Source organism: Achromobacter sp. ISS7, from assembly GCF_056523125.1.
The window spans coordinates 189,972-213,326 of record NZ_JAWRZD010000002.1 but is presented as its reverse complement, the minus strand read 5'-3'; the positions used below and the strand labels follow the sequence as shown (position 1 = coordinate 213,326).

32 protein-coding genes and 1 tRNA gene are annotated in these 23,355 nt (G+C 58.4%); 11 read left to right on the top strand and 22 right to left on the bottom strand.

From position 1 onward, the window contains the following. The first annotated feature begins 92 nt into the window (after nt 1-92). Nucleotides 93-1,859 (top strand): phosphoadenosine phosphosulfate reductase domain-containing protein, encoded by a 1,767-nt coding sequence (locus AC1HFW_RS32700; RefSeq protein ID WP_479286883.1) that lies wholly within the window; start codon nt 93-95, stop codon nt 1,857-1,859. A gap of 96 nt (nt 1,860-1,955) precedes the next feature. On the opposite strand, the gene AC1HFW_RS32695 is transcribed toward AC1HFW_RS32700, so the two are convergent. The 4 genes from AC1HFW_RS32695 to AC1HFW_RS32680 form a co-directional block, all read right to left on the bottom strand. After that, nucleotides 1,956-2,783: a hypothetical protein gene (locus AC1HFW_RS32695; protein WP_479286882.1), complete on the bottom strand. Its 828-nt coding sequence runs from the start codon at nt 2,781-2,783 to the stop codon at nt 1,956-1,958. A gap of 20 nt (nt 2,784-2,803) precedes the next feature. Next, nucleotides 2,804-3,421, bottom strand: coding sequence for a hypothetical protein (locus AC1HFW_RS32690; RefSeq protein WP_156350251.1), 618 nt, complete (start codon nt 3,419-3,421; stop codon nt 2,804-2,806). Between the two features lie 62 nt (nt 3,422-3,483). Further along, the gene (locus AC1HFW_RS32685) at nt 3,484-4,122 is read right to left on the bottom strand and encodes a hypothetical protein (RefSeq protein ID WP_457988111.1); all 639 of its coding nucleotides are present in this window, start codon (nt 4,120-4,122) and stop codon (nt 3,484-3,486) included. A 53-nt stretch (nt 4,123-4,175) separates the two neighbouring features. Beyond that, nucleotides 4,176-5,369 (bottom strand): hypothetical protein, encoded by a 1,194-nt coding sequence (locus AC1HFW_RS32680; protein ID WP_479286880.1) that lies wholly within the window; start codon nt 5,367-5,369, stop codon nt 4,176-4,178. A gap of 458 nt (nt 5,370-5,827) precedes the next feature. Between AC1HFW_RS32680 and AC1HFW_RS32675 the strand changes: the two genes are divergently transcribed. The 4 genes from AC1HFW_RS32675 (at nt 5,828) to AC1HFW_RS32660 (ending at nt 9,447) form a co-directional block, all read left to right on the top strand. Further along, on the top strand, nt 5,828-6,544 hold the full coding sequence (locus AC1HFW_RS32675) for an HNH endonuclease (protein ID WP_479286878.1): 717 nt from the start codon (nt 5,828-5,830) through the stop codon (nt 6,542-6,544). Between the two features lie 204 nt (nt 6,545-6,748). Next, entirely contained in the window at nt 6,749-7,441 is a 693-nt protein-coding gene (locus AC1HFW_RS32670; RefSeq protein WP_479286876.1) for a hypothetical protein, read from the top strand. 91 nt (nt 7,442-7,532) lie between these two features. Further along, nucleotides 7,533-8,339 carry a hypothetical protein gene (locus AC1HFW_RS32665; RefSeq protein WP_479286874.1) on the top strand — a complete coding sequence of 269 codons (807 nt, stop codon included), beginning with the start codon at nt 7,533-7,535 and terminating at the stop codon, nt 8,337-8,339. Between the two features lie 109 nt (nt 8,340-8,448). Beyond that, a complete protein-coding gene (locus AC1HFW_RS32660) occupies nt 8,449-9,447 on the top strand; it encodes a GSU2403 family nucleotidyltransferase fold protein (protein WP_479286872.1) in 999 nt (332 codons plus the stop codon). On the opposite strand, the gene AC1HFW_RS32655 is transcribed toward AC1HFW_RS32660, so the two are convergent. The 4 genes from AC1HFW_RS32655 to AC1HFW_RS32640 form a co-directional block, all read right to left on the bottom strand. Next, complete coding sequence (locus tag AC1HFW_RS32655; RefSeq protein WP_479286871.1) at nt 9,444-10,097, bottom strand: hypothetical protein; 654 nt, start codon at nt 10,095-10,097, stop codon at nt 9,444-9,446. The genes AC1HFW_RS32660 and AC1HFW_RS32655 overlap by 4 nt on opposite strands. Nucleotides 10,098-10,133: 36 nt before the next feature. Further along, nucleotides 10,134-10,502, bottom strand: coding sequence for a hypothetical protein (locus AC1HFW_RS32650; RefSeq protein WP_479286870.1), 369 nt, complete (start codon nt 10,500-10,502; stop codon nt 10,134-10,136). Nucleotides 10,503-10,733: 231 nt separating this feature from the next. Continuing rightward, entirely contained in the window at nt 10,734-11,030 is a 297-nt protein-coding gene (locus tag AC1HFW_RS32645) for a hypothetical protein (RefSeq protein WP_479286868.1), read from the bottom strand. 477 nt (nt 11,031-11,507) lie between these two features. Further along, a complete protein-coding gene (locus tag AC1HFW_RS32640; protein WP_479286866.1) occupies nt 11,508-12,008 on the bottom strand; it encodes a hypothetical protein in 501 nt (166 codons plus the stop codon). 124 nt (nt 12,009-12,132) lie between these two features. Between AC1HFW_RS32640 and AC1HFW_RS32635 the strand changes: the two genes are divergently transcribed. Both AC1HFW_RS32635 and AC1HFW_RS32630 read left to right on the top strand, forming a co-directional pair. Continuing rightward, a complete protein-coding gene (locus tag AC1HFW_RS32635; RefSeq protein ID WP_054432554.1) occupies nt 12,133-12,531 on the top strand; it encodes a hypothetical protein in 399 nt (132 codons plus the stop codon). Between the two features lie 131 nt (nt 12,532-12,662). Continuing rightward, a complete protein-coding gene (locus tag AC1HFW_RS32630; RefSeq protein WP_479286864.1) occupies nt 12,663-12,938 on the top strand; it encodes a hypothetical protein in 276 nt (91 codons plus the stop codon). Between the two features lie 84 nt (nt 12,939-13,022). Here AC1HFW_RS32630 and AC1HFW_RS32625 read toward each other — a convergent pair. The 7 genes from AC1HFW_RS32625 to AC1HFW_RS32595 all read right to left on the bottom strand — a co-directional run bounded on the left by AC1HFW_RS32625 (nt 13,023) and on the right by AC1HFW_RS32595 (nt 17,217). Further along, nucleotides 13,023-13,110: transfer RNA gene (locus tag AC1HFW_RS32625), tRNA-Ser, on the bottom strand. Nucleotides 13,111-13,387: 277 nt separating this feature from the next. Further along, nucleotides 13,388-13,669 carry a hypothetical protein gene (locus AC1HFW_RS32620; protein WP_479286862.1) on the bottom strand — a complete coding sequence of 94 codons (282 nt, stop codon included), beginning with the start codon at nt 13,667-13,669 and terminating at the stop codon, nt 13,388-13,390. Beyond that, nucleotides 13,669-13,935: a hypothetical protein gene (locus AC1HFW_RS32615; protein ID WP_054432550.1), complete on the bottom strand. Its 267-nt coding sequence runs from the start codon at nt 13,933-13,935 to the stop codon at nt 13,669-13,671. The genes AC1HFW_RS32620 and AC1HFW_RS32615 overlap by 1 nt, the downstream gene beginning before the upstream one ends. A gap of 76 nt (nt 13,936-14,011) precedes the next feature. After that, entirely contained in the window at nt 14,012-14,533 is a 522-nt protein-coding gene (locus tag AC1HFW_RS32610; protein ID WP_479286861.1) for a hypothetical protein, read from the bottom strand. Between the two features lie 52 nt (nt 14,534-14,585). Next, nucleotides 14,586-15,077, bottom strand: coding sequence for a DUF6884 domain-containing protein (locus AC1HFW_RS32605; protein WP_479286859.1), 492 nt, complete (start codon nt 15,075-15,077; stop codon nt 14,586-14,588). Between the two features lie 524 nt (nt 15,078-15,601). Then, a complete protein-coding gene (locus AC1HFW_RS32600; protein WP_054432547.1) occupies nt 15,602-16,711 on the bottom strand; it encodes a hypothetical protein in 1,110 nt (369 codons plus the stop codon). Then, nucleotides 16,708-17,217, bottom strand: coding sequence for a hypothetical protein (locus AC1HFW_RS32595; RefSeq protein WP_479286858.1), 510 nt, complete (start codon nt 17,215-17,217; stop codon nt 16,708-16,710). The genes AC1HFW_RS32600 and AC1HFW_RS32595 overlap by 4 nt, the downstream gene beginning before the upstream one ends. A gap of 137 nt (nt 17,218-17,354) precedes the next feature. On the opposite strand from AC1HFW_RS32595, the gene AC1HFW_RS32590 reads away from it, so the two are divergent. Both AC1HFW_RS32590 and AC1HFW_RS32585 read left to right on the top strand, forming a co-directional pair. Then, nucleotides 17,355-17,717, top strand: coding sequence for a helix-turn-helix domain-containing protein (locus AC1HFW_RS32590; protein WP_479286856.1), 363 nt, complete (start codon nt 17,355-17,357; stop codon nt 17,715-17,717). A gap of 70 nt (nt 17,718-17,787) precedes the next feature. Continuing rightward, nucleotides 17,788-18,096, top strand: coding sequence for a hypothetical protein (locus tag AC1HFW_RS32585; RefSeq protein ID WP_156350226.1), 309 nt, complete (start codon nt 17,788-17,790; stop codon nt 18,094-18,096). A 51-nt stretch (nt 18,097-18,147) separates the two neighbouring features. On the opposite strand, the gene AC1HFW_RS32580 is transcribed toward AC1HFW_RS32585, so the two are convergent. Next, nucleotides 18,148-18,603 carry a hypothetical protein gene (locus tag AC1HFW_RS32580; protein WP_479286854.1) on the bottom strand — a complete coding sequence of 152 codons (456 nt, stop codon included), beginning with the start codon at nt 18,601-18,603 and terminating at the stop codon, nt 18,148-18,150. A 115-nt stretch (nt 18,604-18,718) separates the two neighbouring features. Here AC1HFW_RS32580 and AC1HFW_RS32575 point away from each other — a divergent pair, with 115 nt between their 5' ends. After that, the gene (locus AC1HFW_RS32575; protein WP_479286853.1) at nt 18,719-19,291 is read left to right on the top strand and encodes a hypothetical protein; all 573 of its coding nucleotides are present in this window, start codon (nt 18,719-18,721) and stop codon (nt 19,289-19,291) included. A 62-nt stretch (nt 19,292-19,353) separates the two neighbouring features. Then, on the top strand, nt 19,354-19,770 hold the full coding sequence (locus AC1HFW_RS32570) for a hypothetical protein (protein WP_479286852.1): 417 nt from the start codon (nt 19,354-19,356) through the stop codon (nt 19,768-19,770). Here AC1HFW_RS32570 and AC1HFW_RS32565 read toward each other — a convergent pair. The 6 genes from AC1HFW_RS32565 to AC1HFW_RS32540 all read right to left on the bottom strand — a co-directional run bounded on the left by AC1HFW_RS32565 (nt 19,767) and on the right by AC1HFW_RS32540 (nt 23,201). Continuing rightward, the gene (locus tag AC1HFW_RS32565) at nt 19,767-20,219 is read right to left on the bottom strand and encodes a hypothetical protein (protein WP_156350224.1); all 453 of its coding nucleotides are present in this window, start codon (nt 20,217-20,219) and stop codon (nt 19,767-19,769) included. The genes AC1HFW_RS32570 and AC1HFW_RS32565 overlap by 4 nt on opposite strands. Nucleotides 20,220-20,245: 26 nt before the next feature. After that, nucleotides 20,246-20,848 carry a hypothetical protein gene (locus AC1HFW_RS32560; RefSeq protein ID WP_479286850.1) on the bottom strand — a complete coding sequence of 201 codons (603 nt, stop codon included), beginning with the start codon at nt 20,846-20,848 and terminating at the stop codon, nt 20,246-20,248. After that, nucleotides 20,808-21,287, bottom strand: a complete 480-nt coding sequence (locus tag AC1HFW_RS32555; protein WP_054432540.1) for a hypothetical protein — start codon at nt 21,285-21,287, stop codon at nt 20,808-20,810. The genes AC1HFW_RS32560 and AC1HFW_RS32555 overlap by 41 nt, the downstream gene beginning before the upstream one ends. A gap of 66 nt (nt 21,288-21,353) precedes the next feature. Beyond that, the gene (locus AC1HFW_RS32550) at nt 21,354-22,283 is read right to left on the bottom strand and encodes a TAXI family TRAP transporter solute-binding subunit (RefSeq protein WP_054432539.1); all 930 of its coding nucleotides are present in this window, start codon (nt 22,281-22,283) and stop codon (nt 21,354-21,356) included. 31 nt (nt 22,284-22,314) lie between these two features. Then, nucleotides 22,315-22,464 carry a hypothetical protein gene (locus AC1HFW_RS32545; RefSeq protein ID WP_156350221.1) on the bottom strand — a complete coding sequence of 50 codons (150 nt, stop codon included), beginning with the start codon at nt 22,462-22,464 and terminating at the stop codon, nt 22,315-22,317. Nucleotides 22,465-22,475: 11 nt separating this feature from the next. Continuing rightward, a complete protein-coding gene (locus AC1HFW_RS32540) occupies nt 22,476-23,201 on the bottom strand; it encodes a zinc ribbon domain-containing protein (protein WP_479286848.1) in 726 nt (241 codons plus the stop codon). Between the last annotated feature and the right edge of the window lie 154 nt (nt 23,202-23,355).

Genomic DNA, 23,355 nt, shown 5'->3' with positions numbered 1-23,355 from the left:
TCTGTACGCCGATCGTAAATTCAAGCACCTGAGCATCTTGAAGTTGCGACTCCCGGGTTGATAGGCTGGTTTCATATCCCTTGGAGTTCACGATGCAGCTTGATCTTTCGTTACCGCCCGCGATCCCTGTCACGGTCATTCACCTTGACCATGAGCAGCCCTTCGAACAAAAGGTTGAAGGCGCCGTCGCTACGATCAAACGTCAAATCCTGGCCGGCCGGCGGTTAGTTGTTGCATGCAGCTTCGGCAAAGACAGCTCCGTGACTCTTTCCCTGGCATTGACGGCGATGCGCGAACTGCGGGATGCCGGCACCGCGGTGCCAGAGTTGCACGTGATGAACTCAGACACGCTGCTCGAGAATCCGGTGGTCCATGCTTACACCCGCCAGGAGATTCGTGCTCTCGAGGCGTACGCCGCTGCCCAGGGCCTTCCGGTGAGTGTCTGGGTCAGCAGTCCTTCGCTTTCCAACAACTACCTGGTCAGCATGATCGGAGGGCGAACCATTGCCTCGATGCCCGACAATTCGGCTAAGTGCCAGCAGTCGCTCAAGGCAGCGCCCCTTGGACGCACAAAGCGTAAGATCCGTGCCCTGGTAAAGGCAGAACTCGGCGCCGCATTCAAAGAGTCAGACCTGGTGACGCTTGTAGGCACCAGGGTCGATGAATCAGTGGTTCGGGGGCGCAACATGGCCAAGCGCGGCGAGAGCGCTGCGGAACCTGTCAACATCCCGGCGTCGAATGGCCAGGAAAACTGGGTGTTGAGCCCGATCGCCGACTTCACCACCATGGACGTGTTCGAATACCTGGGATCCGTCACGTCTGGCCTCATCGAGACTTACTCGGACTTTCAAGCGCTGACCGAGGTGTATCGGGATTCCGCCGGCGGCGAGTGCATGGTCAACCTGTTCGCAGCCGGCCGGCAGCAGGGGCGTACCGCCTGCGGGGCGCGCCATGGCTGCTGGGTCTGCACCCGGGTGCAGTCGGACAAGAGCATGGAGCACCTGCTAGCGGAGGAGTCTGGAAAGTACGCATGGATGAAGCCACTGAACGACTACCGCAACTTCATCCAAGCGCGCCACTACGACCCGGCAGCCCGAAATTGGTTATCTCGAACCGTGGATCCGGCAACTGGCAAGATCAAGATTTCGCCCAACGCGTACTCGCCGGCCTTCACGCTCGAACTGTTGCGCTGCGCGCTATCGATCGATGCGGACGAGGCCGCCTGGTCGATGCGGAATCAAAGCGAGATGCGGTTCAGGCTCCTCACCCTACAGGACATCGTAGCGATCGACGTGCTTTGGGGGCGCTACGGCTACCAGGAGCCTTTTACGGCGCTCAAAGAGTACAAGATGATCTACGAGGAGGGTAGGCGGTATCGCGTGCCCACAGACGTTCCTATGCACGATCGCAACCTGATTGCCAAGCACCAGGTCATCGAACTTCCCTTCGCTGATGAGCACTTCGACGACCTTTTCGAAGGATTGCGCTCGATCAGTCACGCAACGGGGAACTGTGAGACTCTGGTCGAGAAAGCCGGCATGCTGTACGAAGACGTCCGCGCCGGGGACGAGTTTGAGGTCGATGAAGAGGGCGCAGAGCTATTTTTCCTCTTTGAAATGGATCACGCCCTTGAACGCTACGGACCCTATACGGGTGTGGCGCCGTCGGCCGCAGTCCACCACCTGATGGGGCTTGGCACCGTTCAGATCAACCGTGGCGGCCATAGCGAATGGGATCGGATGCTCCGGGTAGGCAACCAGATCCACCGGCATGGACTGCGAGAGGTGTTGCATGATCCGCAGGCCTTGGCGACCGCGTTGGTGTCGCGGGCCCGGCGGGAAAGTCTGGAGCTGGCCTAAAGGAGTCCAGCCCCGAACGTCAGCGAGCGCTGTCTCGATGATAGGCCTGCTCTTGCTTTACGCTCCGGCAGCGGCCCGTGGAAACAAGAGGCGGATTTAGCCCCTGGGCCGCGGCCGCGAGGCGTGGCCAGGATTTGCTTCGAAACCCTCGGGCACCGTAACGGCGAAGGGCGTTGGTACCAGGACCTGAAACTGCTCGTTCAGCGCTGCCGCCACCACCTCGGCGTGGTTGTTCGACTCGAACAGCGCTGCCTCGGCATGAGCAAGACCTGCTTTGGCAGTGAACCCGTACCGGGGCGCCGGCCGGCCGAACCTGGTGGCAAGGCCTTCGTCGATGATCTTTTGCAATTGGGCGTCAGAAACGTAATGGCCGATGCCCTGCAAGGAAACGCGGTAAGGGAAGGTGTTCATCTGCGAATTATCACCCAGGTTCGAAACTTCTCGCTTAGCCAGGTGGTGATTCAGGCTATCGATGACGATCTCCGCAAATTCGGTGGCGTCGTCGGCAATGCCTCGCAGGCGCTCAAGCAGAACGTCGACGTCAAGGGTGAAGACGTCCGGAGTCCGGTTCGCCGGGATGTACCCAGCGACAGCACCATGCCGGGCAGTTTGCACCTCCAACATGACATTCAAGCCCTCGGCTGGCGCACCCTCAATGACGCTGTCGGGCCAGGTGAGGCGGCTCTCGGTGCCCGAATGCAGTTCGGCATCAGCGAGCACGATATCGATGCCAATGACTGTGCTGTCATCGCCTGGGATCTGCCAGTCTTGGCTCAGGCGGAGTTCGTCCCCCTCATCGAGAGTCGGCGGCCCGTTGGGCTCCATGCCAGTGGCGCGGCGCACGTGGGCGGCGATAGCGGTCAGTAAATCGGTGGCTGCCGGGTGAAGTTTCGACCAGTAGTGTTCGTAATCTTGACGGTTCATGGGTTCCTCAACAAGGTTGATTAGCACTGCCGTTGACGACGCTGTTGAATGTCGTCTTCCCACGCGGTCTCCAGCTCCGCGGAGATTTGGTCAGCCAAATCTTTGGAAATGCCCTCGATTAAGTCCTCATGCACATGGCTGATGCTGTTGAGCAGAACCTGTGGGTCGCGTGAAAACGCGTTGGAATCTGCCATATCTGAGGAGACGAGCTCAATATGGTCATCTTTGCCGGCGATGCATTTGAGCAACGACTTTGGGTCGAGCGTAGTGGCGTAGGAAGTGCCGTTTGGCTGGCTTTTCCTTAACATTCCTACGTCTGATGAATGTTCCTCTAGTACCACCGCCACTCCCTCGCCAGCGTCTTCAGGACTTCCAAAGCGAATAGCCCACCTGCGTTCCGTCGCTTGGTCACGTCGCAGATTCGCGGCAGCAAGCACGATGTCGATGCTGTGGATTGGAGAGCCGGGATAGGCTTGCCAACTTTGCCGCAAGCGAAATTCATCTTCGCGGTGTAGCACTAGCGGACCAAGGGGGGCCGGCCCTTCCAGCTCCTGGATCCGCTCAGCAAATTTAGACTGCAATGCACGCGCGGCGGTCTCGATGAGCGACCAGTAACGCTTGTATTCTTCGGGTGTCATGGGTTTTCGCCTCAGGGAAGGGCGCCGAAGACTTGCCAGGCGCCGTGATAGACAAAAAACGCTTAGGCACGTGGCCGCGGGCGAGTAGGTTCGTTGTCCTGAGCCATCGGCAGGCCGAGATCAACTGCCAATTCGTTCCAGGAGCAGGGCAGCACCGCCCGGATGATCTCGTCGTATCCGCCGAGGTCATGTGCCTCCAGCACAACGTCCCGCGTTGTTTCCACAGTGGCTGTCGCCTCGAGCGTGGGTTCGCCGAGAACCGCATTGAAGAACATCTCTGGCCAATAGGCGAAGATGTCGATCGCCTCTGTCACCGGCGCCGGCCGGGCAGATGGGATGGGCATGTGTATCGCATCTTCGAGTTGCTGGGTGAGCTCATCGACAGACCGGTCTGCAGGCGTGCTCCCGGCAATGAACTCGCAGTGGTCCAGAGAGAAGGTGTAGTCGGACCCCTGGTCTGTGATCTGGTGAGCAACGCTGAGGATTGCTTTCTGGAGATATGGGACGCGTTGGTGCAGATCCAGAAGAGCCTTTGCCGTTGCGCGCAGGTGGCTCAGTCTCTCCAGAGAATCAACCTTTCCTTGGATTTTTCCTAAGGCCGCGTTTAGTCCATCCGCAGCCTCAGGCAAGGCGAGTTGAGCGATCAGATGAGCAATTGCCGACGTCGCAGTTTCCTGCGACTGATGTGTTTGCGTTGACATAGCGATCCTTGTGTTCGATGTGTACAGGCAGGTCAACGACCTTCCGACGTTGTTTAGCGGGGGCTGGGGCGGCTGGCTGCGGTTTGCTCTTCCGAGATGGGGTCTGCAATGGCCCCCCAGGACTGCGGCAGCAAAGCTTGAGCGAGCCGATCTGAGCCAGCCGGGCCCGCCTCGGGAAAATGATCCATAACCGTGCTGCGGTCGACATGTAGCTCCACCTCGGGCTCCGGCTCGGCGCCGCCGCACGCGCCCACAAGGACGTTCACATTGTTCTTCAACAGGTGCAGCTCAGCGGGCCAGGCGTGGTCCGGATTTCGCATTTCCATCATCAAGCGGCCCTGCAGCACCTGTGGTGCTTCTGTGCTGAAGGCATTGACAGCGACTTCGTTGATCCACAGCGTCCAGGGGGAGTCAGGGGAGGCGCTGTCCCTGCGGGCAACCAGACGCACCGACTCCAGGCTTTGTGCGTACTCAAACAAGGAGGCCACGGCCAGCGACGTCAATCGCATGTCGAGCAGCTCTCGACCCTCGAGCGCCGGCAAGGCAAGGTGCTTGCTCACAGCCTTCCACGCTTCAGGACACAAGGTTCGTGCGACGCCGTCGATCCCCGCGCTGTCTGCCGCGGCCAGAATGATGGCGCGTGACGTCGGCATCGTGTAAGTGCCGGGCCGATTGGTGCCAGTGGCTGCTTCGTAGAAGCATGGCTCGTGGCCGGAGAAAACACCGACATCTCGCGAAATGGAATCGCTCGGGTCCCAGATTCCGTGCTGGACGGGGAGAGTTCGGATCAGCTGTTCCGCGTACCCAACTGGATCGTGCTCCTCCGGCAGGCCGCCCGCTACCACGCTGCAGTAAGTCACAAGCAGAGCTTCGTCCTGCCTGGCTCCTTCGCGCTGCCCACGAGTTACGCTGAAGGTAGCCGCGTCGACATCCAGTGCCTTTCCGTAGAACTGGACAACGCCGGCGGCGATCTCTCGCAGGTAATCCAGGCGCTGCAGGTGTTGAAGCATCTCGGCAATTTGGACACGAACTTTGCTGAGTTCCCCGCTCATCGAAGGCCTGCCGAGAGCCTGCATGTTTTTGAGCACTTCCCTCGTGTGGTTCAAGGACGCGAGTCTGGGGTGTTCCATTGCGCCATGCATAAAAAACTCCTTTTCTGGTTCACTGATTTTATCTTTTAAGCTATAAGGTGAAAGTGCAAAACAATGATAAAAAGCATATTTTGGCAAGATGCCGAAATTTTGCATTGTGAAATGGGCCAAAAATTTTGTGCATTTAAGGGGACAAATTTGTCCCCGCTATGCGAAATTTTCGACATGCTCCAAATGTTGCTAAATCAATCTAGTAATAACGTAATGTATTGATCTATTTGCAGCCTTCCCTTTTTGTTGCTGCCTCAGGCAAGGGCGCTGTACCTAAGTAACATTTTTTAGGTACAACATGGTCCAGCCCCGACGGCGCATGGAAATGCAAATGGTATGGAAGAGCACTCGGTGCATCGCCCTCCGTTCGCGATCGGGCAAGCTTGCGATGCTGGCCCATTCGGGAAGCATCCTCTATTCATTAGGGTGAATTCACGATGGCCAGTAATGCAACACATGAACGTGCCCAGAAGGGGCGCGTGCCCAGCCATCGTCCCAATCTGAGCGTGGTGGCGCCAGGTCTCGGCAGCGCCGTCTTGCTCACGGTCGCTTGGCGCCGTTCAGTGGAATACATCCTTCTAGATCTTGAGCAGTTGCGGGAAGGAGACTCTCTCGAGACGGTGGAACGCGGCAACGACTGGGATGGGGAGCTGGTATATGAGGTCACCTGCGTCCGTGCTGACCAGGATGCGGGAAAGTGGGTCATCACGCTGTTGTATGACGCGGATTTGCCCGCGAACCAAGGCTTAGCGCAGGATAAGACCCTTCAATGGGGCCACACGGTCTTCTCGATCACCTCGGATAAGGCAAAGGCAACCGCGGTGTTCACGGCTACTGACGGCACCGTTGTCCGCAGACGTTGCCAGGTATCAAACGCGGCGTTGCTTCAGAATCTGGAGGTTGGGGTGGCCACTGTCCTGCTACGGCCTGGGCAAGCCAAAGTACGAAGAGAGCTGCTCAAGCGGTTTGGGGAGTGCGCCATCTCCAAAGAGGGCACCGACGAGGTATTGGAAGTCGCGCACATCATCCGTCATGCTGACCGCGGCGCCGCCAGCCCAGCTAATAGCATCCTGCTGCGTGCGGATTTGCACCGACTGTTCGATCGCGGTGTGATAGACATCACGATAGACGGAACTATCGACTTGTCCGGACTGCCGGAAAGCTCGAGGTACCGGCGAGAGTTGTCTAGCTGGAACGAGAGGCTCGAGCCTGAAGTCTTGGGGCTTGTGCAGAAAGCGTTGGCGCTGAGGGTTCGCGATGCTAAGGGCGACCTCGATTAAGGGGATTCGCAAGTTGGCGGTCTTTTGCTAGAATTTTGGCTGGGCCGTGCAACGGCCTGCCCGCCCACCAAGACGGCGAAGCTGGATTAAGCATTGTGGCTCGTGCCTAACGAGCCTTCTTGAGTCATGCGATCTCCCATTGTCGCTACCTGACTCGGTGAGTGGGCGCGCCGGCGTTCGGTAGCGTGCTAACCGAGATCCGCTATGAGCCTCAATCTCTCCCCCGCTCAGATCGAGCAATTGAAGCGCAACGCCAAACGAGCGAAAGCTTCCGAAGGTATTTCCCACGCAACTGCTCTTGACGCGCAGGCCAAGGCGGCCGGCTACTCGTCATGGGCAATTCTCATGAAGAATCACAGCCCGATTTCGGTGCCGGCGACGGCGCCGGTGGTGCCTCTCTATCGCTTTACGCGCTCCGTAGACGAAATGCGAGAAGCGCTTCGCCCACGCGTGACGCATGGTCGTTCACCTTCGTCAGCTACGCCGCCACAAGAGATTGTTGGCCATCTGACCTCAATGCCGCACGCTGTTCAACATGCCATCGAGTTCATGACCTGCTTTCTGCAGGCGTCCAGCAAGGTGGTAGACAAATCGTCATTGGCCTACGCCGAAATGCGAACTTGGTTGCCCTATGTGACCGAATTCGTTGGCGATGGGAAGTACTTGCTAGTCAACCGCGGATACGATCCGGTCGGCAAGCTCGCCGACGGACGTTCCAGGTACTCGGAATACTCGCACATGCACGCCCATCTGTCGGACGACCAGCTCGAAGTGATCGCCTTCAGGCCCGGAGAGAGTGGCGCCGCATTCAACGATGGCACCCAACCATGGGCGTCGCCAGTGCTGGCCAGAGCTTATGCCGCAAGATTGGAGCGCTTCTACGCGACATTGCGCTAGGCTAGAAAGGGGCGGATTTCGGTATTTCCGCCCCCAACGCACGCGACTCATTCAGCTAGGATGGGTGTGGATAGATCCTAGCTGATGAACCATGACTCCCGCACAACAGAAAGCCGTCCACCTGGCCGATGAGATCCTAAAGTCCGCCGGCCTACCCACTTACACGAAGATCCAGCACGGGCTTCAGGTTCTGGACGAGTATTGCGAGCTGGAAGCCGGTGACGGCCCTGATGATCTGGCCGCAGCGCGCATTGAGCTGCAGCAAGCCGCATACGCGTTTCGCGATCCTGACCTCGGCGAGGTGGATCACCCTGAAGATGTGCCGGCCGCCCCGCCGCAGCACGTGATCGAAGCCGCTCTTCGGCGGGTCATTCAGCAAGGGACGAGTACGCTTGCTGCTCATGAGACGCAATCGTCAGCTCAAATCGTTGAGCCGACGGAAGACGCTGTAGGAAGGATGACCGCGGCGATCAAGCAGATGTTTCCTGAGATCTCACCGGCGCGTTGCGCAGCGACCGCGCGGACGCTGCATGCTGACCACGGGTCCGTCGAGCTCAACGATGGCGACATCGTCACCATCTACATCGCCCCCTCGCCAGGTCATGGCTACGTTACCGCTGATCAAGCCAGAATCTATGCGATTCCGTACATGCTGCGAGATGGCCAGTCACCTCGAGATCTTGCGGCCTACCAGCACCAATGGGCGGAAATTGGCCTGTTTGTGCCCAGCACGCAAAAGGTGCGATGCCTCGAGTCCGAATTTGCACATATCGCCGAAGAGTTGGTGGGCCAGGCGCCTGGGGTGATGTTTGTGACGGTCCGCGCTGCTGCGTTGACCCGTCAAATGGACAAGACGATCGAGCATGAGGGGCGGCGAAAGGCCCATCGCCCAGGCTGACCCTTATCGATCCAGGGCTTACCTCTTAAGTTACTGAAAATATTGACTTTTATGCGTTATTGGGGGTATCTTAGAAAATACGCATAAAACATATTTAAATCATACACTTATGACACAACCCTACGCGCCAGTGCCTGATGAGAAGCTGAAGCAGATCATCGACGCTCAGCAACTGTATGCAAGCTACCGATCTGCGCGCGCTGAGGCAGAGCGGTACCGCACTCGTCTGAGCTGGCAAAAGGTAGGCAAAGTGGAGTATCTGGTGAGCACAAGGCACGACCGTGGTCTCCGGGTGAAGAAAAGCCTAGGGCCGCGCTCTGGCGCAACCGAGGCCCTTTATATGGCCCATTCTGCGCAAGTGCAGGCTAGCACGGAACGGTTCGATGAGTTGACCCGGAAGATGGAGCGACAAGTTCGCCTCAATCGCGCTCTGCGACTGGGCAGTGTTCCTGCTCCGGTGACGCAAACACTGGAACAACTGGAGAATGCAGGGCTGGGCCGGAAAATCATCACGATCGGCACGAACGCGATGTATGCCTACGCCACGGCCGCGAGCGTGAGCTTCGACGAACCGATCACGGCAACCAAAGATCTGGACCTTCTGTGGGACAGCCGTTCGAGACTGAAGATTGCCAGTCCGGACCCGAAGGGATTGTTGGGCCTGATTCAGAAAGGGGATCCATCGTTCGGGCGCATGGAGGGTAAGGTCTACACCATCATGAACAAGGACGGCTACCAGGTCGACCTGATCAAGCGCGATGAGGGCTTCCAAGGTTCCGAGCCTGGCCAAGTGTGGTCTAACGAGGACGATTTTTGGGCCGTGAAAGTCAGGAACATGGACTGGCTCCTCTCGGCGCCAAAGTTCGAGCAGGTGGTGATCAGCTCGAGCGGCGGAATGGCCACGATGACGACAGTGGATCCGCGAGCCTTTGGCCTTTTCAAAGTTTGGTTGAGCGATCAGCCCGATCGCGATGCCGCCAAGCGTCGCCGGGACCTTGCTCAGGCTAAAGCCGTCTTCGAGTTGGTCGAAGAATGGTTGCCGCAGCTCTCACTTGATGACATCAAGCCGATCCCGGAGCGCGTGCGTGCTCGCGCTCGAGACATCTAGACCTTGTCACCCCGGCCCGTGGGATTGGCCACCACCTCGGTCAAGTTCTCTCGAAGCCGCGCCTCATACTCGCTGAGCTTAGGACTCCACAAAATCTTGTGCCGGCCCAGCATCTCCCGAAAAAAGCCGGCGCGCGCCGCGGCGAAGTGCTCCCACCCGTCGACGCAGTCCCGGTACTCCAGATATACCAACTCACCGTCGGAGCGCACGTTTTCGATCGTATCTGCCAGGCCGATGAGATCCAGGTCCAAGACGACAAACGAGGCATCTTGAGACGGGTAGTGGATCGCCGTATCCAGAATGATTTGCGAGGCGACCGCTATAACGGTCTCGTCGACGTATCCTGCAGTTTGCGTCTTGAGTAACTCAGCAGACTGAAGCTCGTTCTGACCTCGCGGCGCCCCCACCTGGTAGATCGCGTCATGGAACAGCACTGCGAGAGCTTGTGCTGGGCTGAGACAAATCTCGTGGGCCTCGGCGGTCGCCACGATCGTCGCGAGGTGACGAAGGCTATGGTAGTGCCGCCCCGCCTCCTCATAGCGCTTCAGTGTCTCCGCGACGATGGCTGCAGGAAGCCCGGTCGTGGCGCAAAAGTAGCTCTGCAGCTGGGCCACGCCCGACGAGTTGGGCCGAACGACGATTCCTCGCATAGACTGCTCCTGGTGTTGCTGCGCTTCGCGGCCAGGTTAGCGCGGTCGCGGCAAACTGCCCCGGCGCACTGCATCTCGAATCACATCGGACGAGCCTGGTGCATCCTTCACGATGAATGGCGGTTCGTCGCCGGCCAGCGCTTCATTGGAAACCGAGAAGATCTCTCCGTGGGAGACCAGTTGAAGCTTCTGGGAGCGACCGTGCTTGATGTAATCGTCTCTGGACATGGTGCGCCAATCGGGATGTGGGCGATCGCTGGCCAGTTGCCACGGCTCCGAGGGATTGGAGCGGAAATGCACGAAGACGTCGACGTTCACTTTTGCGCCAAGCCCCAAGAATGGGTTAGCCGAGATGCGCACTTCGGACCCGTCTGCGCGCTGAAGAATGCGCTGCACGTTATGCATTGCTTAATCCTGCTTTTGAACTCAATCCGCCTATCTGGCGCAATGAGAGAAAGTTGATTGGCGAGTTACCAACGCCGATTTCGCCAAGAATAGCGATACGACCATAACGAACTCAGGCTGCGGCCGGTGGGCCTACCGAGGCCGTGGTCGAGCAGCTACGCCAGCGTCAATGTCTTCAATCCCAGTAGCACTTGCCAGGTTGATGCGATAGACATGCCGGTCCCGTGAAAGTTATTCGGCAGCAGCAACGGTGCTGTGCGTGCGCAGGTAGTAACCGCGTCGGAAATCGTCGCAGTGGTAGCCCAGCAACCCTCGCTCCTCCATGCCTTTTACGATCCTCGCCACAGAGAACGCGGCACCCTGTGGAGCGCGAAAATCGTAGCCGGGGAAGGCGTTGTAGCCAAGCTGAGATAGGGAAAAGCACAGGTGAGGCTTATCGGCGCCTGCTTTGGTGAGCGCCGAAAGGATGTTGCTCTCAGCTTCGGCAGCTGTCGTGTGTTTATCATGATTGCGCTTGAAGGTAGCCATGATCTAGTAGCGGTTGGTTTGACTCGAGGAGAGAGGGTCCGGCTGGGTAGTACGCTTTGCTCGACGCCGAAGTTCGAGGGCTTTGGGCAAGACGGGAAGTCCATCGGCGACGTCTTCAGCAAGGATCGCTGTTTTGCAGTGTGGGCACGCCGGGACCGTGGATCGGTTGCGCCACGCTTGGTCCAGTACCTTGGCCGCTCGAGCGACGACCACGTGAGCGGCATCGCTTTGCACCCGCGCGGCTTTCTCTTCGAGGTGGTGGTGCCGATCCACCATCTGCATAAATGCGTCAAAGGCCTCAACGTCCGATTGGCAGTCCAAGCAGTAGATTCGACGCTCTGCGGTGTCGAAGACTAGGTTCAGGTGCCGACAGATTGATGGAGCCCTTCGCGACCTGCCGCGGGCCACCCGTAGATCTCCAATGTCCACGACGTTCGGACCGTGAACGAACTGAACGGGCTCGATCGGCGCCGTCATCTAGCGAACAACGCCTTCTTTGGAACAAATTTCGTTGACGCGGCCGACAACTAGGCGCGCTCCAGCCTTAACCCACTCCCACTGCTTATCGGTCAGCTTGTCGGGGCGCTCAACGCTATTCACCGCGGCCTGGATGACTGAGATTGGGGACGATAACGGTGCGCCGTGTGCGAGACGAAGCAGTTGCTTGGCGAGGTCATGCAGCGCGACCCCTCGATCATCCGCAGGTAGGTTGGCCGCCTCATGGGAAGTCATTGCCAGGGCCCGAAGCGCTTCAGCAATGCCGGCATCACCAACCCCCTCGTGCGCGCCGGCCCCGACGGCAGCGATTGCGTTGAATCCCTTCTCTGCGAGCGCTCGGGCCTGCTGCAGATTGCCTCCGAAGTGGGCGAGGGTGCGAAGGTACGCGAGTGCATCTTGATGAGCACGGAGTAAGCCTTCAACCGTCAGTGTCTCTCCCTGAAGATTGGAGGCCGATTCCACAATGGTATGTTTCGGCATTGATGTCTCGGTAGATAATGAGTGATTCAGACTACCAAAAGCGAATATAAAAGTTCAAGTCCTATGGAATTTGTTCAAACCGATTTGTTAAGGTGTCTGATGACTTCCTTTAAAGGCGACTTGAATGATTGACGTGGCAGCATTGATCGAGGCAGCGGATTCACTGGATGCGTATGCCCGAGAGCTTCAACTAAGTAGCACGCGGCAATCCGCGTCGGGTCCCGACTGGTCGTTGGAACCGGACGCGAAAGCTGCGTTTGACCGTGATCGCACCCTGGCAGTGCGGCTGCGCGCGGTGGCCGCCTTGCTGAATTGCTTTCGCGAACCCATTCAGGCAGAGGTACTCGAAGGCGAGCTTAAGATGCCGACGCCCTTGCAGATGCTCGAGCAAATCCGCCAGCAAGACTACCTGAGCGATTCCGTGCGTCACAGGATCGATCGAGTACTCGACCTGGCGGCTCATGTGTCGGGGTCACCCTTGGCGATGGATGCCGCTTCCAGCGCCCTGGAAAAGGATCATTGATGTCGCAGCCTCGACCTTTGCCTGAGGCAATTCTCTCTCTCGCCGAGCGAGAAGTGATTGTAAGGCGCTCGATGGAGGAATGTGCCCGAATCCACCCATACGGCTGGGACGCTCCCAGCCTAGGCATGGCCGTGGCCATCGCCGCCGAGACCACCGTCCTGGATCGAATTAGACCGGTTGTAGGCGACACAGTCGGTGCGTCGTATCTGGTCCTAACGCCGGCCGCGCTGGAGAAAATCTCAAGCCTGGAAATGATGATCTGCACCCTGCAGGCTGCAATCTCAATCTGTGAGTCGGAGACCGGAAGCGCGTCGGCCTGCGCGAAACTTCGAGCCATGCTGAACATGGCCGAAGCGGCTCAGATTCGCAATCAGAATCAGCAGGGCGCCGCCCCAAGTGGGGAATGATGGGAGCGATCTTGAGAAAGTGCCGTTGAACTTCGAATCACCAACTTGATGGCACTTTTGGGGCGCTTAGCCTAGTAAGGAGGCTGGCGGCGGGGGTGAGATTCGAACTCACGAACGGTTTCCCGTTGCCGGTTTTCAAGACCGGTGCAATCGACCGCTCTGCCACCCCGCCTACAAACGCATCCTATCAAGCAGCTGTTGGACAGTTCAAGGCAATACGAACCAGAATGGGATTTTGGGGCGGAACTAAGCGACTCGCTCGATTCGATCTACGTGGATGGCATACAAGTCAAACGCCCCGCCGCACACCGCCCCATCGTCGCTAATGGGCTCGGCACGTAGAGGCTTTCCCGCCGGCGTATCCAAGATCCTGGCGCGCCGGCCGTCCTGCATATGAACGATCACGCCGGGCCGCAGATCGGAAAGCCGGAGCACACGAAAAGTGACCTTCACGCAGCTTGTTCCTGTAGAGTGACCGGCGCCCAGCCTTGTGCAGCAGCTCGAGCGGCCGCCAGCACGCGCATCCAGCTGGTGAGATCGATGCCATGGAACGAACGGTCGATAGCGCCGCGCTGAGCCTGCTCTTCCTCTCCACGGCTCCAACGTCGGAGGGCGTACCTGATGACCTCTACGGTAAACGGGTCGGTGTAGCCGGCGGCTTCAAGCTCACGCAGGCCGGCTTGAACATCGAGGATATCCACGTTCTTTCCGGGGACGAGGTTGCGGCGCATCACTGATCACCTTCCAGGCGCTTTTCCATCCCGCGGGCCGCATATTGGTACTGCCGCAGCGGTCGCGCAACCAACAGATCCAGACGCATTTTGGAGTGCAGTTGGGCAACATCGTGCATGGCTTGCGTCGCCAGTTCGAGATCTTTCGTTTCGCGCAGCTGCACAGCGTACTTTGCGACGTTCGCGGACGCTTCGAAGAGGACCTCTGCAATCTTGTCGAGAATTTCGGCGGTGGGCTCAACATCAAGTTGTTGTTCGAACGTCATTTCGTGTCCTCTAGGAATGGTGAATTCATCCTAGCAAAGCCGTAGGGCGATATTCAATATGGTGGGCCTGCTCGAATTAACCACGCTCGTGAAGCACTTGTTCAAGCCACCGGATGTACGCATCCTTTCGACGAAGTGCTGAATCCGCTGTCGACACGAAGCAGAGCGGCTCTCCCGGGCCGTTGCGTGTACTGGCGCGCCGGTACCGTCGCGCGCTGCTCCCGGTGTAGTAAAGCCTCGCCACCGCGGGAAGCTCGACGGGCCCGGCGCCCGCTTTGAGGGCAATCATTTGATCGCGTAGGTCATCCCGCAAGGCACTGGACGCGTTGCCATGGGCGGCGTCTCGCTCGGACCGTCCCTTGGGCCCGACCGTGAGCTGTTCAATCAACCGAGCGGCCATATCACGTACGTCGGAAAGATCCTGGCATTCCGCAATCTTTCGAGCCATTTCCGCCAAGCACTGCATCTGCATCTGGAGTGCCGCAATGGTCTCCTGTTCGATCGCGTGAGCCAGGTCGACGTCGCTACCGGGATTGAACGACTGACAGATTTGGAGCACTCGCGTCTCTGAAAGCACGCCCTTTTGAGGAAAACCCATGTTCATTCCTATTCAGTGCATCTGGTTGTGGTAGGGGCCCCGGTAGGGGGCCTTAAATGGCTAACTGCTCGGTAAGCCATTTGAGTCGATACCCGACCGACATTCCTTGGAGGGGTTGAACGACCCGAGCCAGGTCATGCGTTAGAGGGATCCATGCGGCATAGGCGGCGCCGGCGAGGAGCGTGACGTGAAGCGAGGTCACGTTCCGATCGGTGGCCCAGGACCAAAGTTGTGCTGCGACATGCCGGGCCCAGGCATCGCGCTGGGCCTTCGTCATCGCTTTGAGCGTCTGATCATATGGTTCGACCATGTCCTCTGGTCCGATCAGCCCATGATGCGCTGAAAGTACGAGCCAGTCATCTCCCTTGAGCTCAGCCCATCGTGCAGACTTCTGAAACATCGGCGAGCGGTAGAGCTCGCGGGCTGGAGCAATGCGATCGAGTTTTGGACCGCAACAACTCGCCAGCGTCAATGCGCCTGTGGGCCGGGCATTCGTGCAGTCATTCCCCAGTGGGCCGAGGCGAGGTTTGTGGGCATTGGCCATTCCTAGGTTCCTATCGGCCGTTGTGCTTGGTGCGAGAACGCGGTGGCGTCGGTTCTACCTCTTCTGGCTCCACAACCCAGGGAGATAGCCGGGCGGCGCACTCCAAAACTTCGACATCGTTGAAGCCAGCGCCGCCTAGCTCCTCGCGTGTGCTGTTGATGCAGCCAGATGCATCGGTGGGATCGAACCATGCGCCCGTAAGGCGCAGCGGAGCGCCTGCGACAACTCCCCATTCGTTCAACTGCTTCAAGGCAATCTCTGGATGGTCGGGATCGGGGGCGTAAATTGCGAGCCCTCTACCACCTGTCGCATGCGAACGAGCCACGGCTGCATCGATAGCCTTCTGAAACTGTGGATAGCAGTCCAGTTCTTCGCACAGATCTCCGAACAACACGAGAACATCGCCGTTCCACGACTGAAGCGTTGTCGCAACAGCATCACGCGTTGCTCGGGCTTCAGAAGCTCCAAGGTTGCAGTTGGCAGATCCGCAAAGGGATCCGGGATGCACAAGGATAAGGATCGGCCTATCCACAACGGACCTCGACGTTGGATTGTCTCGCCCCCGGAAAGAGGCGGTCTTCTTGGACGGGCAACGGGAAGTCCGCAGGAATTGCCACCCTCCGTAGGTGCGGAAGAAGATCCTCTCGGTCAAGTGTTTTTTGTTCTTGCAGGAGGCCTGCGATGTCCTTCATCACTTGCAAGTTGGTGTGGAGGAACGCTTGAACCTGGCGGACCTGCGCGCTGTGGAGCGCGGAAAGCGCTGCGGCGTTGCTTTGCACCTCAGCAGGGTTATCGCTGTTCTGGTAGTAAACCTCCGGGCCATGGAAGGCCGAGAGGTAAGGTTTCGCCAGGCCAAGCCAGCGCTGCTTGTCTTCTGCGGCGCCCAGGGAATAGCTGCCCTCCAGCAGTCTTTCGCCCTCGGCGCCGGCCAAGAAGACGAGCATTTGCCATTCGACAAAGCCAACCTGCGGCAGACGGTCTGTAGGGGCCACCATTGTTACCGAACCCAACGAACCAGTGGAGTCCGGAGCATCGCGGAGCGTCACCAGCAGATCGGGCAGGTTTTCGCCCAATGCGGCGTATAGCACTACATGGCTAGCTTCATGGGCGGCGATGCGTCTGACGTCATTGGAAGAGGGCCGCATGTAGGCCTCCTGGTAACTGGCAGCTTCAGCCGGCCCGCTAAAGGCCGCGTCCACGCGGGCTGCGTCTACCCCGCATTTCCAGGCGAAGCCACCGAAAAGAGCAAGCGCAATGCACATGGCCACATCAGGCGATCCGTCCAGGAACTGAAAAATCCGATCTCCGAAAGTGTTCATGAACATGGCCGCAAGGCCGAATAGCATTCCTACGGTCAATCCGCCGCAAATTGCGCGCGAAAGGGCATACAGCGGCTGGACGCGGGAAGTCAACATTGCCACGAACATGCTGAGGCAGAACAAGGGAACCATTGCCAAGGCGAAGTTGGTAGTCAGACTAATCCACGTCACGGCTCGCGGGTCGACGGGCAGCATCTGGAGGGCAAGACTCCAGCTGATACATGCGACCGCGAAGGCCGCCACCGCAGATAATGGGATGAAAGGGCGCAATGTGCTCGCTCGGGACAGCATGTCGAATGTGGCGCGCTTGGTCATAGCAGCAGCTCGCAAGCGTGGCTGCTTCCCAGCTCAGGCCCTAGTTCCGCTGGCTCCGACGCCAGGTAGGCACGCACTAGCTGTTCTCGGAAGAGATGCTGCTCTTGAGCGATGGAGGTGCTCTTGCCAACGCCTTCGCCGATGAGCCGATCGAGGTAGTAATTCGGAAGGTAGGTCGAGAAATATCGATGGAGCGCCGCGGCGCCCCGTGGCCACGAGTTAGGATGACGGCCGGCGAACATGTGGTGGAAGACCAGATATTGGGCCTCGAGGGCTGGCAAAGGGAGAAGAGCTCGGAGAAGGTCAGCTCGTTGCTCGAAGAGGCCCTTGCCGTGGAAGACTGTCGAGACATCAACCACCGTAGCGAGCAGGTGCGCCGCACGGCCATACCATGCAACCGCACTGGGATCCGATGCGTCAGCTTCGCTGATCCCTGCCAGAAACGCCTTGCAGACCTCTTCACTGTCACCGGCGGAGAGTAGTGAATGTTCAACATTCGCAGACATGAAATTCTCAATAAATAAAGTTCAAAGTAAGGTAGCAAAACCTACCATTGAAGTTCAAGTGGGCATGTCGGTTGAAATTTCTGAAGCAGTCTCGATACAGTAGAGGGGACTACACATGACGCCGACAGACCTCCCTCATGAAATCTCAGACCTTTGGTGAACGCCTAAAGGAATCGCGCCAGTCATCGAACCTGACCCAAAAGCAGGTATCGAAAAAGGTGGGCATTGCGCAATCGACACTTTCCCAACTGGAAGGCGGCGCCTTCCCAGCTTCGAGATACACGCCCCGATTAGCACACCTTTTCGGCGTCAGCGCGCGGTGGCTGGCCGACGGCGAGGGGCCGAAAGCCGTGGGGGACACCGGGGGTAGTTTGGCCCCGCCATGGCCGTTTAATCGCGTGACGGAAGCGCAGTTTGCGTCATTGCCCCATAGGATCAAAGCAGACATCGAAGACTACATTGAAATGAAACTGGCGAAGGCCGCCAGCGTTCGAGTGTAGGCCGCTCGGCATGGTTGAGAACCCACTCAGCCGCCAAACACCCTTCTTTTATCATCAGGAGATGCTGTTCATGAAGCCAGCAGCAAAGCCGGACACCGCCAAGATCGCTTTTGACGATTTCAAGGGAGTGAAGCCACTCCTGTCTGTCTACTCGCGGCTGTGTCCGAAAGACCAACTCACCAAGGACGATCCTCGCTTTCCATGCATCGCCGCGGAAATGCTGGCGGTGGGGCGTGCGCCCGATGCCAATGCCGCTTTCGAGGTGATCCGTTGGTGGAATAACGACGAAGCCTGGGCCCGGACGTTCATCCGCGACGCGCGACGCAGCCTCTGCCGCATGAATCTCGAGCGGTTTGCCGACACGACGATGTCGGCTTAGCTGAGCTTTTGCCCTCTGGCCAAAGCGAGTGGGATCGTTTATGGGTGCCGCTCAGAGCCGCGGCCGCGATAGCGACGCAGGCTTGTCATCTTCGACGTGGACAAGATGGAGCGTCAGTACGGAGGGGTTGTAGATAACAACTCCCTCGAAGCTATTGTCGTACAGCCCGTCCACACCGGCACGCGTCATCACGGCGGCATAATCGGGACGCGAGAGGCTGAGCCGCCCGTTGTCTGTCACGCGCTGGTATTCCGCGAAGCCTTCTGGAGTTCGAAGGTCTAGGATCCGAGCATGCTCGGCCAAGCTGAATTCGAGGATGGCACCTCCATCTTCGTCGGCGAAATCAGCGTAGTTGCGCTTGGCCAGGTCGAGCTCCTCTGCGGTGTAAAAGCCCACGCCAAAGTACCCGGCCGACACCTTACTCAGATCGATCCCGCGCGCCTCGATGTCACGTGCGAAGGCCAGGGAAGTGCCATGAAAGAGACGGGTCGGTATTTGTGGGTTCATGTTGGCGCCTGGCGCAGCATATAGACGCACAATTAGAGCGCGAAACGCTATTTATGTCGATTGCGACCCACTAGAACCATTCGTAAAATTAGGCTTTCACACATAGGGAAATGCCATGTCAGACTTCGACGCCGCTGAGATCGTAGAGCACCACTCGGTGCCGGTGCGAAGCGCCAAACAGATCGTGGATCAGACCGAAGAACTCGCGGCGGAATTGGCGCGAACGTTCTACGGGCGGGAAGTGGCGGTGGATGGGTTCAAGTTTCACCTGAGCGCTGATCCGCGAGCGCAGGTGTGCTGGCGCATGGCGTGCGATGCGCAGCAGCGGCTGACCAATACCGATCCTGAGGACGCCTTGTCTGAACTGGATGAGGACCAACCGGAATCAGGCGTGGGAATGGAGTTCTCTGGCAAAGATGAGCCCGTGGGCTTCCTGGTGATCCAAGAAGGAGGAAGTAGCGATGAACTCTACTCCAAAACATTCACCACGGAATCCGACGCGTTAGACTTCCGGCAGAGCGCGGCGCAATCCAGCTACGCAACGTCCGAGCCGATCTCAGTCCCGCTCGTACTGCTCGATCACCCGCTGTTCAGTGAGATTGCCGAGCGAATCGCTGCGGCAGCGGGCGACGTGGATTATCCGGAAGATGAGCAGGATGCAGTCTCACCGGCTCGCCCGCGCCCCTAAGTCCGCAGCAAACCTACCACTGCAGCCCGCTTTTTTTTCGTGCTGCATCCCCAGGAACCAAGATGACCGATCCTCTCCGGCATGCCCCTGAAATCGACTCGCCGCAACGCTACGTTTTCCCTTTGGGTCCGCCTATGGCGGTGAACGTTAAGGGGCTAACGCTGGAACAGATCCATGCGCTGATGGACGGCATGGAAAATCTCTTGGGCGGGTCGTTCTTCAGAGATCGCGAGTTGCTTCTCGACGTGCTGCAGGACCAGGTTGCAGCAGCTGCAATTCCGCGTGCGTTCCTGTATGGCCCTTATCTGGCACTCGTGACGACCTCGGCTGGGACCAAGCGCATCACCACCATGAATGAGATCGGCAACGACTCCGGCATGGTGGTTTATGCAGCTGATCAAGTGTTTGAGCGATTCGCTCAAATCACAGGTGAATGCCGAGAGGTGGAGACCGTGGACCGTTCCCGGCCACGTTGTTAATGCGTCTCGCTGTCCGCTAAATCATCCGCCGGCAGGCGTGGTGTCAGTCCTTTTTGAGCTTGCTCACGCGCCATGTCGACAAAACCTTTAGCGTCTTCTTCACGAGCAGCTTCCCTTTCTGCGCGGCGACGCTTCTCGCCCGCCTCCCGAAGTTCGCCCAGCCTTTTCAGGTCGCGAAACGTAGGGTGCCGGTCAGCGAGAATGATAGCCAACTCATCCCATTCAGGTGTGCCAGTTGTAGATTGAATAACTGTGGTGAGATATGTGTTGGGAAGGGGGGTGTCTGCCGCTCTAGATTCTTCCCATCGATGTCCGCAAAGGGCTACTGCACTCAGTGCGATTGTCGTAAAGAAAAGTTTTTTGAGCCGCGCCCCCAATAAAATTAGCGAGCTCACGAGCAAGCTTGCGAAGGTGAAGAGCAGCACGTAAGAGAGGGGTGTGGATGGCATGAAGGAACAGTCAGTCAGTAAGTCAGTCAGTCGCACCAAGAAACGTTGCACACAGGGCATCCCGTCATGCCGGATACGTCGGATGTCGTTTCGGTGACGTCCTCAGCACACCGAAAGCAGTAGCCGTCGGTGGGAAAGAAGGTGCGGTCAGTGGAGCGCGAGAGGAGTGCTCGGGCGCGATCAGCAGCAGCTTGGCGTGCGGCCTCATCTGGCCTGCAGGCATGCAGCAATTGCATGACCTGAGTTTCGAGTCCCAAGAACTCCTGCAGCTGCTTTTGCTCTTGATCCGGTGCGCCGAGTTGGAGCTCGCCATCGGATGGATGGCAGCTCAGCGCCAGGCGCAGCTGACCATAATCCTTGTCCTCGAGATCGTCTACGCGTAAAAGAGTCGCCTCGTTGTCTGCCGGATATGGATCATCGAGCCATTGCAGGTACGAACCCGGCCTGCTTGCAGCCGAACGTAGCTCTCGGAATATCGACTGGGCGTTTCGCTCATACAGATTGACAACGCCTTGCGCGCCCGCCTGGTTAGTACTGGAGATCCTTACGCATCTGCCGGCTGTAGAAAGCAGAAAATAGGCCGGATTTTCATTCCCCATCGCGCTTGGACCCTTCTTGAAGATCGCCATTCGTGGCTTGCAGGTGCTCCACCGCACGTGACCGAAGATCTTTCATATCGGCATCGCGTTGCGCTGCGCGCTCTTGATCCTTCTTGCCGCGCGCCACAGCTTTCTCAGCTTCAAGGCGCTCCTCTCTGGCTTTTTGGATCCTGACAAGATCGCGATACTTCATATCGCCATTTGCCAGGATCGTGGCAAAGCTATCCCACTCCGGCGTGCCCTGGACCAATTCGGAGAATTCGAGGACTGCTCCGGTTGGCACTGGTTTGTTTAGAACCGTCCGCTCCTCCCATTGATGCAGCCCATAAAAGATGGCCGCCGCGAGCCAGATCCAGATCCAAAGGAATTCCGTAAACCGCGTTAATGCGTGGTTCAGCCCGACAACCAGCAGCGCAAAGAAGACTGCATGGAGCCCCAGAGATAGCTGCGAGGAGAAATCGTTGAACATGCGTGGGATTCCGTCAGAAATGCTTGCGGGCGGAGGAGCCTCCGCCCAGGTAAGAGCTGGCGATGATTAACGGGAGTATGCGACCCACTTGCCCGTCGATTGCGGATCCACCTGCTGCCACTTCGGATGCGTTCCGATCGTTTCCTTCAGCTCATCGATCTTGCTGACAACGCAGCTGCGCAGCGCATTCAGGCCGGACACCATCGATTCGGTCTTATAGTCGCGCGTAACGAACAGCGCCTGGACGGACAGGGCCGGCACACCGCTCGAATCCGAGAGGTTCGAGTAGGTCAGCTTGACCGGGTCATAGATCGACGTGAGTTTCTCGGCCGTGGCGCCACTGACGGGCAGAAGCTTGTAAGCTCCGTCGAGCTGGCTGATGCTCGCCGCCGGCGCGCCCATGACCATCACCACCGCGTCCACCTTGCTCTCTTGAAGCGCGGCCAGTGCGTCGGCATTGTTCGCGTAGCTTTCGTCGACGTTGAAGTTGACGCCCGAATTCGCTGCCAGCACCTTGGCCGTGATGATCGAACCGCCGACGGCCGCGACCGTGCGACCTTGCAGGTCATTGAAGTCGTTCAGAATCACGCGCTTGGCGCCCAGGCCCATGAAGCCGCCTTCTTTGCGGCCATCGGCTCGTGTCACCAGGTGAACTTCTTCGGGGTGCAGAGCGATCAGCGTTTTCACGTTGTTGGCGATCTGGCTTTCATCCTTGGCGCGATACTTCAGGACGTCGGTCTGGACAACGGCGGCGTTGATCTTGTTCCCCACAAGCAGATCGATGTTCTCGACCGACCCGGACGTGTTCTGCTCGACCAGATTCAGGCTGGTCTGACACACAGAAGCGATTTCCGTGAACATCTGGGAATAGGTGCCCTTGGGGCCACCGGTGGCGACCTTCAGTTGCTGAGCCTGGGCCACGCCGGCCGCAGAGATGAGGGCGGCCGCGGCCAGGGCTTGCGCGAAGAATCGGGTGAGCGAAGTGCGTTGATGCATGGAAAAATCTCCTGTCAGAAAAGTGGGGGGACTACATCGAGAAGTTCTTGAACGAGTCGCTCGAGCGCTTCTTCGCAGGGGTGGATTTGGACGGCGTTTCAGGCGTGTTATCGGCGGTGGCAAGGTAGCCAACGAGGGCAACGCCGAGGATCAACGCCGCGGAGATGAGGTAGTAGCGCATCGGAATCTCCTTCAGACGTCGATGACCACGGGCTCAGGCTGCTTGACCTGCAGGCGCTGCCCCTTGGACGGGTTGTAGTTGAGCTCGTCCAGCGCGCTGGACAGCTGGGCGAACGATTCACCAACCGCGAGTTCCACTGCGTCGAACGATTCGTTGATCTTGATCTTGTCGAAGACTTCCTGGTCATCGATGTTCTTCGACTGGCGTTCGACCTGCAGCGCGGCCATGGCGACTTCGTACCGTGCCTTCTGCTTGTCGATTTCCGCTTCGAAGACGGCGAGTTGAGCTTTTGCATCTCGGGCACGTTCGCGGCGCAAAGCGAGAAGCTTCCTCATGCCCTCGAGCTGCTCTTCGAACCCCTTCTGGTCGTCGGGGAACTGTCGCTTCAGGGACTTGACTTTGGACTCAAACAGCTGGACGGCGGCTTCGTATTTGTCGATCTTGGCGTTCTGCTTGCCCAGATCCTGCCGGCGCCGGATGAGAACAGCAGTCATGGTCTGGATGGGATTGCGCCGAGCCTCGGCTTGAATAGCCTTGATTCGCCAATTGGCGAACTTCATCGACATGGCCGGAGCAAGCGCCATCGCAGCGCCCCCGACGACCAGGAACACGATTGCGGCTACCAAGCCACCGACTGCCATGAACAGGAACGGCGCAAGAAGGCCGAACACCACGACGGATACAGCGCCCAGGCCCAACCGGGCTAGCCACCGACGCTTCGCTTCAGTGTCAAACATGAAATCCCCTCAGGGTTATGAAATGTAGATACAAACTAGCAAAACCGACAAATGAAATTCAAGGGTCTGCCAGCCTAAGCAGATCAACTCGGTCCATGTTTTACGACGCGCTCTGCCCATAGCCGGATGGCAGCGTCAATGGCGCCATCCGCAT

Coding starts and splice junctions, on each gene's coding strand:
- AC1HFW_RS32680 (WP_479286880.1), bottom strand. CDS start 5,369: ATGCAAAATTTCGGCATCTTGCCAAAATATGCTTTTTATCATTGTTTT.
- AC1HFW_RS32650 (WP_479286870.1), bottom strand. CDS start 10,502: ATGCATAACGTGCAGCGCATTCTTCAGCGCGCAGACGGGTCCGAAGTG.
- AC1HFW_RS32655 (WP_479286871.1), bottom strand. CDS start 10,097: ATGCGAGGAATCGTCGTTCGGCCCAACTCGTCGGGCGTGGCCCAGCTG.
- AC1HFW_RS32660 (WP_479286872.1), top strand. CDS start 8,449: ATGACACAACCCTACGCGCCAGTGCCTGATGAGAAGCTGAAGCAGATC.
- AC1HFW_RS32545 (WP_156350221.1), bottom strand. CDS start 22,464: ATGCGCTACTACCTCATCTCCGCGGCGTTGATCCTCGGCGTTGCCCTC.
- AC1HFW_RS32600 (WP_054432547.1), bottom strand. CDS start 16,711: ATGACCAAGCGCGCCACATTCGACATGCTGTCCCGAGCGAGCACATTG.
- AC1HFW_RS32595 (WP_479286858.1), bottom strand. CDS start 17,217: ATGTCTGCGAATGTTGAACATTCACTACTCTCCGCCGGTGACAGTGAA.
- AC1HFW_RS32605 (WP_479286859.1), bottom strand. CDS start 15,077: ATGGCCAATGCCCACAAACCTCGCCTCGGCCCACTGGGGAATGACTGC.
- AC1HFW_RS32570 (WP_479286852.1), top strand. CDS start 19,354: ATGACCGATCCTCTCCGGCATGCCCCTGAAATCGACTCGCCGCAACGC.
- AC1HFW_RS32585 (WP_156350226.1), top strand. CDS start 17,788: ATGAAGCCAGCAGCAAAGCCGGACACCGCCAAGATCGCTTTTGACGAT.
- AC1HFW_RS32575 (WP_479286853.1), top strand. CDS start 18,719: ATGTCAGACTTCGACGCCGCTGAGATCGTAGAGCACCACTCGGTGCCG.
- AC1HFW_RS32700 (WP_479286883.1), top strand. CDS start 93: ATGCAGCTTGATCTTTCGTTACCGCCCGCGATCCCTGTCACGGTCATT.
- AC1HFW_RS32685 (WP_457988111.1), bottom strand. CDS start 4,122: ATGTCAACGCAAACACATCAGTCGCAGGAAACTGCGACGTCGGCAATT.
- AC1HFW_RS32695 (WP_479286882.1), bottom strand. CDS start 2,783: ATGAACCGTCAAGATTACGAACACTACTGGTCGAAACTTCACCCGGCA.
- AC1HFW_RS32550 (WP_054432539.1), bottom strand. CDS start 22,283: ATGCATCAACGCACTTCGCTCACCCGATTCTTCGCGCAAGCCCTGGCC.
- AC1HFW_RS32665 (WP_479286874.1), top strand. CDS start 7,533: ATGACTCCCGCACAACAGAAAGCCGTCCACCTGGCCGATGAGATCCTA.
- AC1HFW_RS32580 (WP_479286854.1), bottom strand. CDS start 18,603: ATGAACCCACAAATACCGACCCGTCTCTTTCATGGCACTTCCCTGGCC.
- AC1HFW_RS32635 (WP_054432554.1), top strand. CDS start 12,133: ATGATTGACGTGGCAGCATTGATCGAGGCAGCGGATTCACTGGATGCG.
- AC1HFW_RS32590 (WP_479286856.1), top strand. CDS start 17,355: ATGAAATCTCAGACCTTTGGTGAACGCCTAAAGGAATCGCGCCAGTCA.
- AC1HFW_RS32645 (WP_479286868.1), bottom strand. CDS start 11,030: ATGGCTACCTTCAAGCGCAATCATGATAAACACACGACAGCTGCCGAA.
- AC1HFW_RS32565 (WP_156350224.1), bottom strand. CDS start 20,219: ATGCCATCCACACCCCTCTCTTACGTGCTGCTCTTCACCTTCGCAAGC.
- AC1HFW_RS32540 (WP_479286848.1), bottom strand. CDS start 23,201: ATGTTTGACACTGAAGCGAAGCGTCGGTGGCTAGCCCGGTTGGGCCTG.
- AC1HFW_RS32555 (WP_054432540.1), bottom strand. CDS start 21,287: ATGTTCAACGATTTCTCCTCGCAGCTATCTCTGGGGCTCCATGCAGTC.
- AC1HFW_RS32670 (WP_479286876.1), top strand. CDS start 6,749: ATGAGCCTCAATCTCTCCCCCGCTCAGATCGAGCAATTGAAGCGCAAC.
- AC1HFW_RS32615 (WP_054432550.1), bottom strand. CDS start 13,935: ATGACGTTCGAACAACAACTTGATGTTGAGCCCACCGCCGAAATTCTC.
- AC1HFW_RS32640 (WP_479286866.1), bottom strand. CDS start 12,008: ATGCCGAAACATACCATTGTGGAATCGGCCTCCAATCTTCAGGGAGAG.
- AC1HFW_RS32610 (WP_479286861.1), bottom strand. CDS start 14,533: ATGGGTTTTCCTCAAAAGGGCGTGCTTTCAGAGACGCGAGTGCTCCAA.
- AC1HFW_RS32560 (WP_479286850.1), bottom strand. CDS start 20,848: ATGGCGATCTTCAAGAAGGGTCCAAGCGCGATGGGGAATGAAAATCCG.
- AC1HFW_RS32620 (WP_479286862.1), bottom strand. CDS start 13,669: ATGCGCCGCAACCTCGTCCCCGGAAAGAACGTGGATATCCTCGATGTT.
- AC1HFW_RS32690 (WP_156350251.1), bottom strand. CDS start 3,421: ATGACACCCGAAGAATACAAGCGTTACTGGTCGCTCATCGAGACCGCC.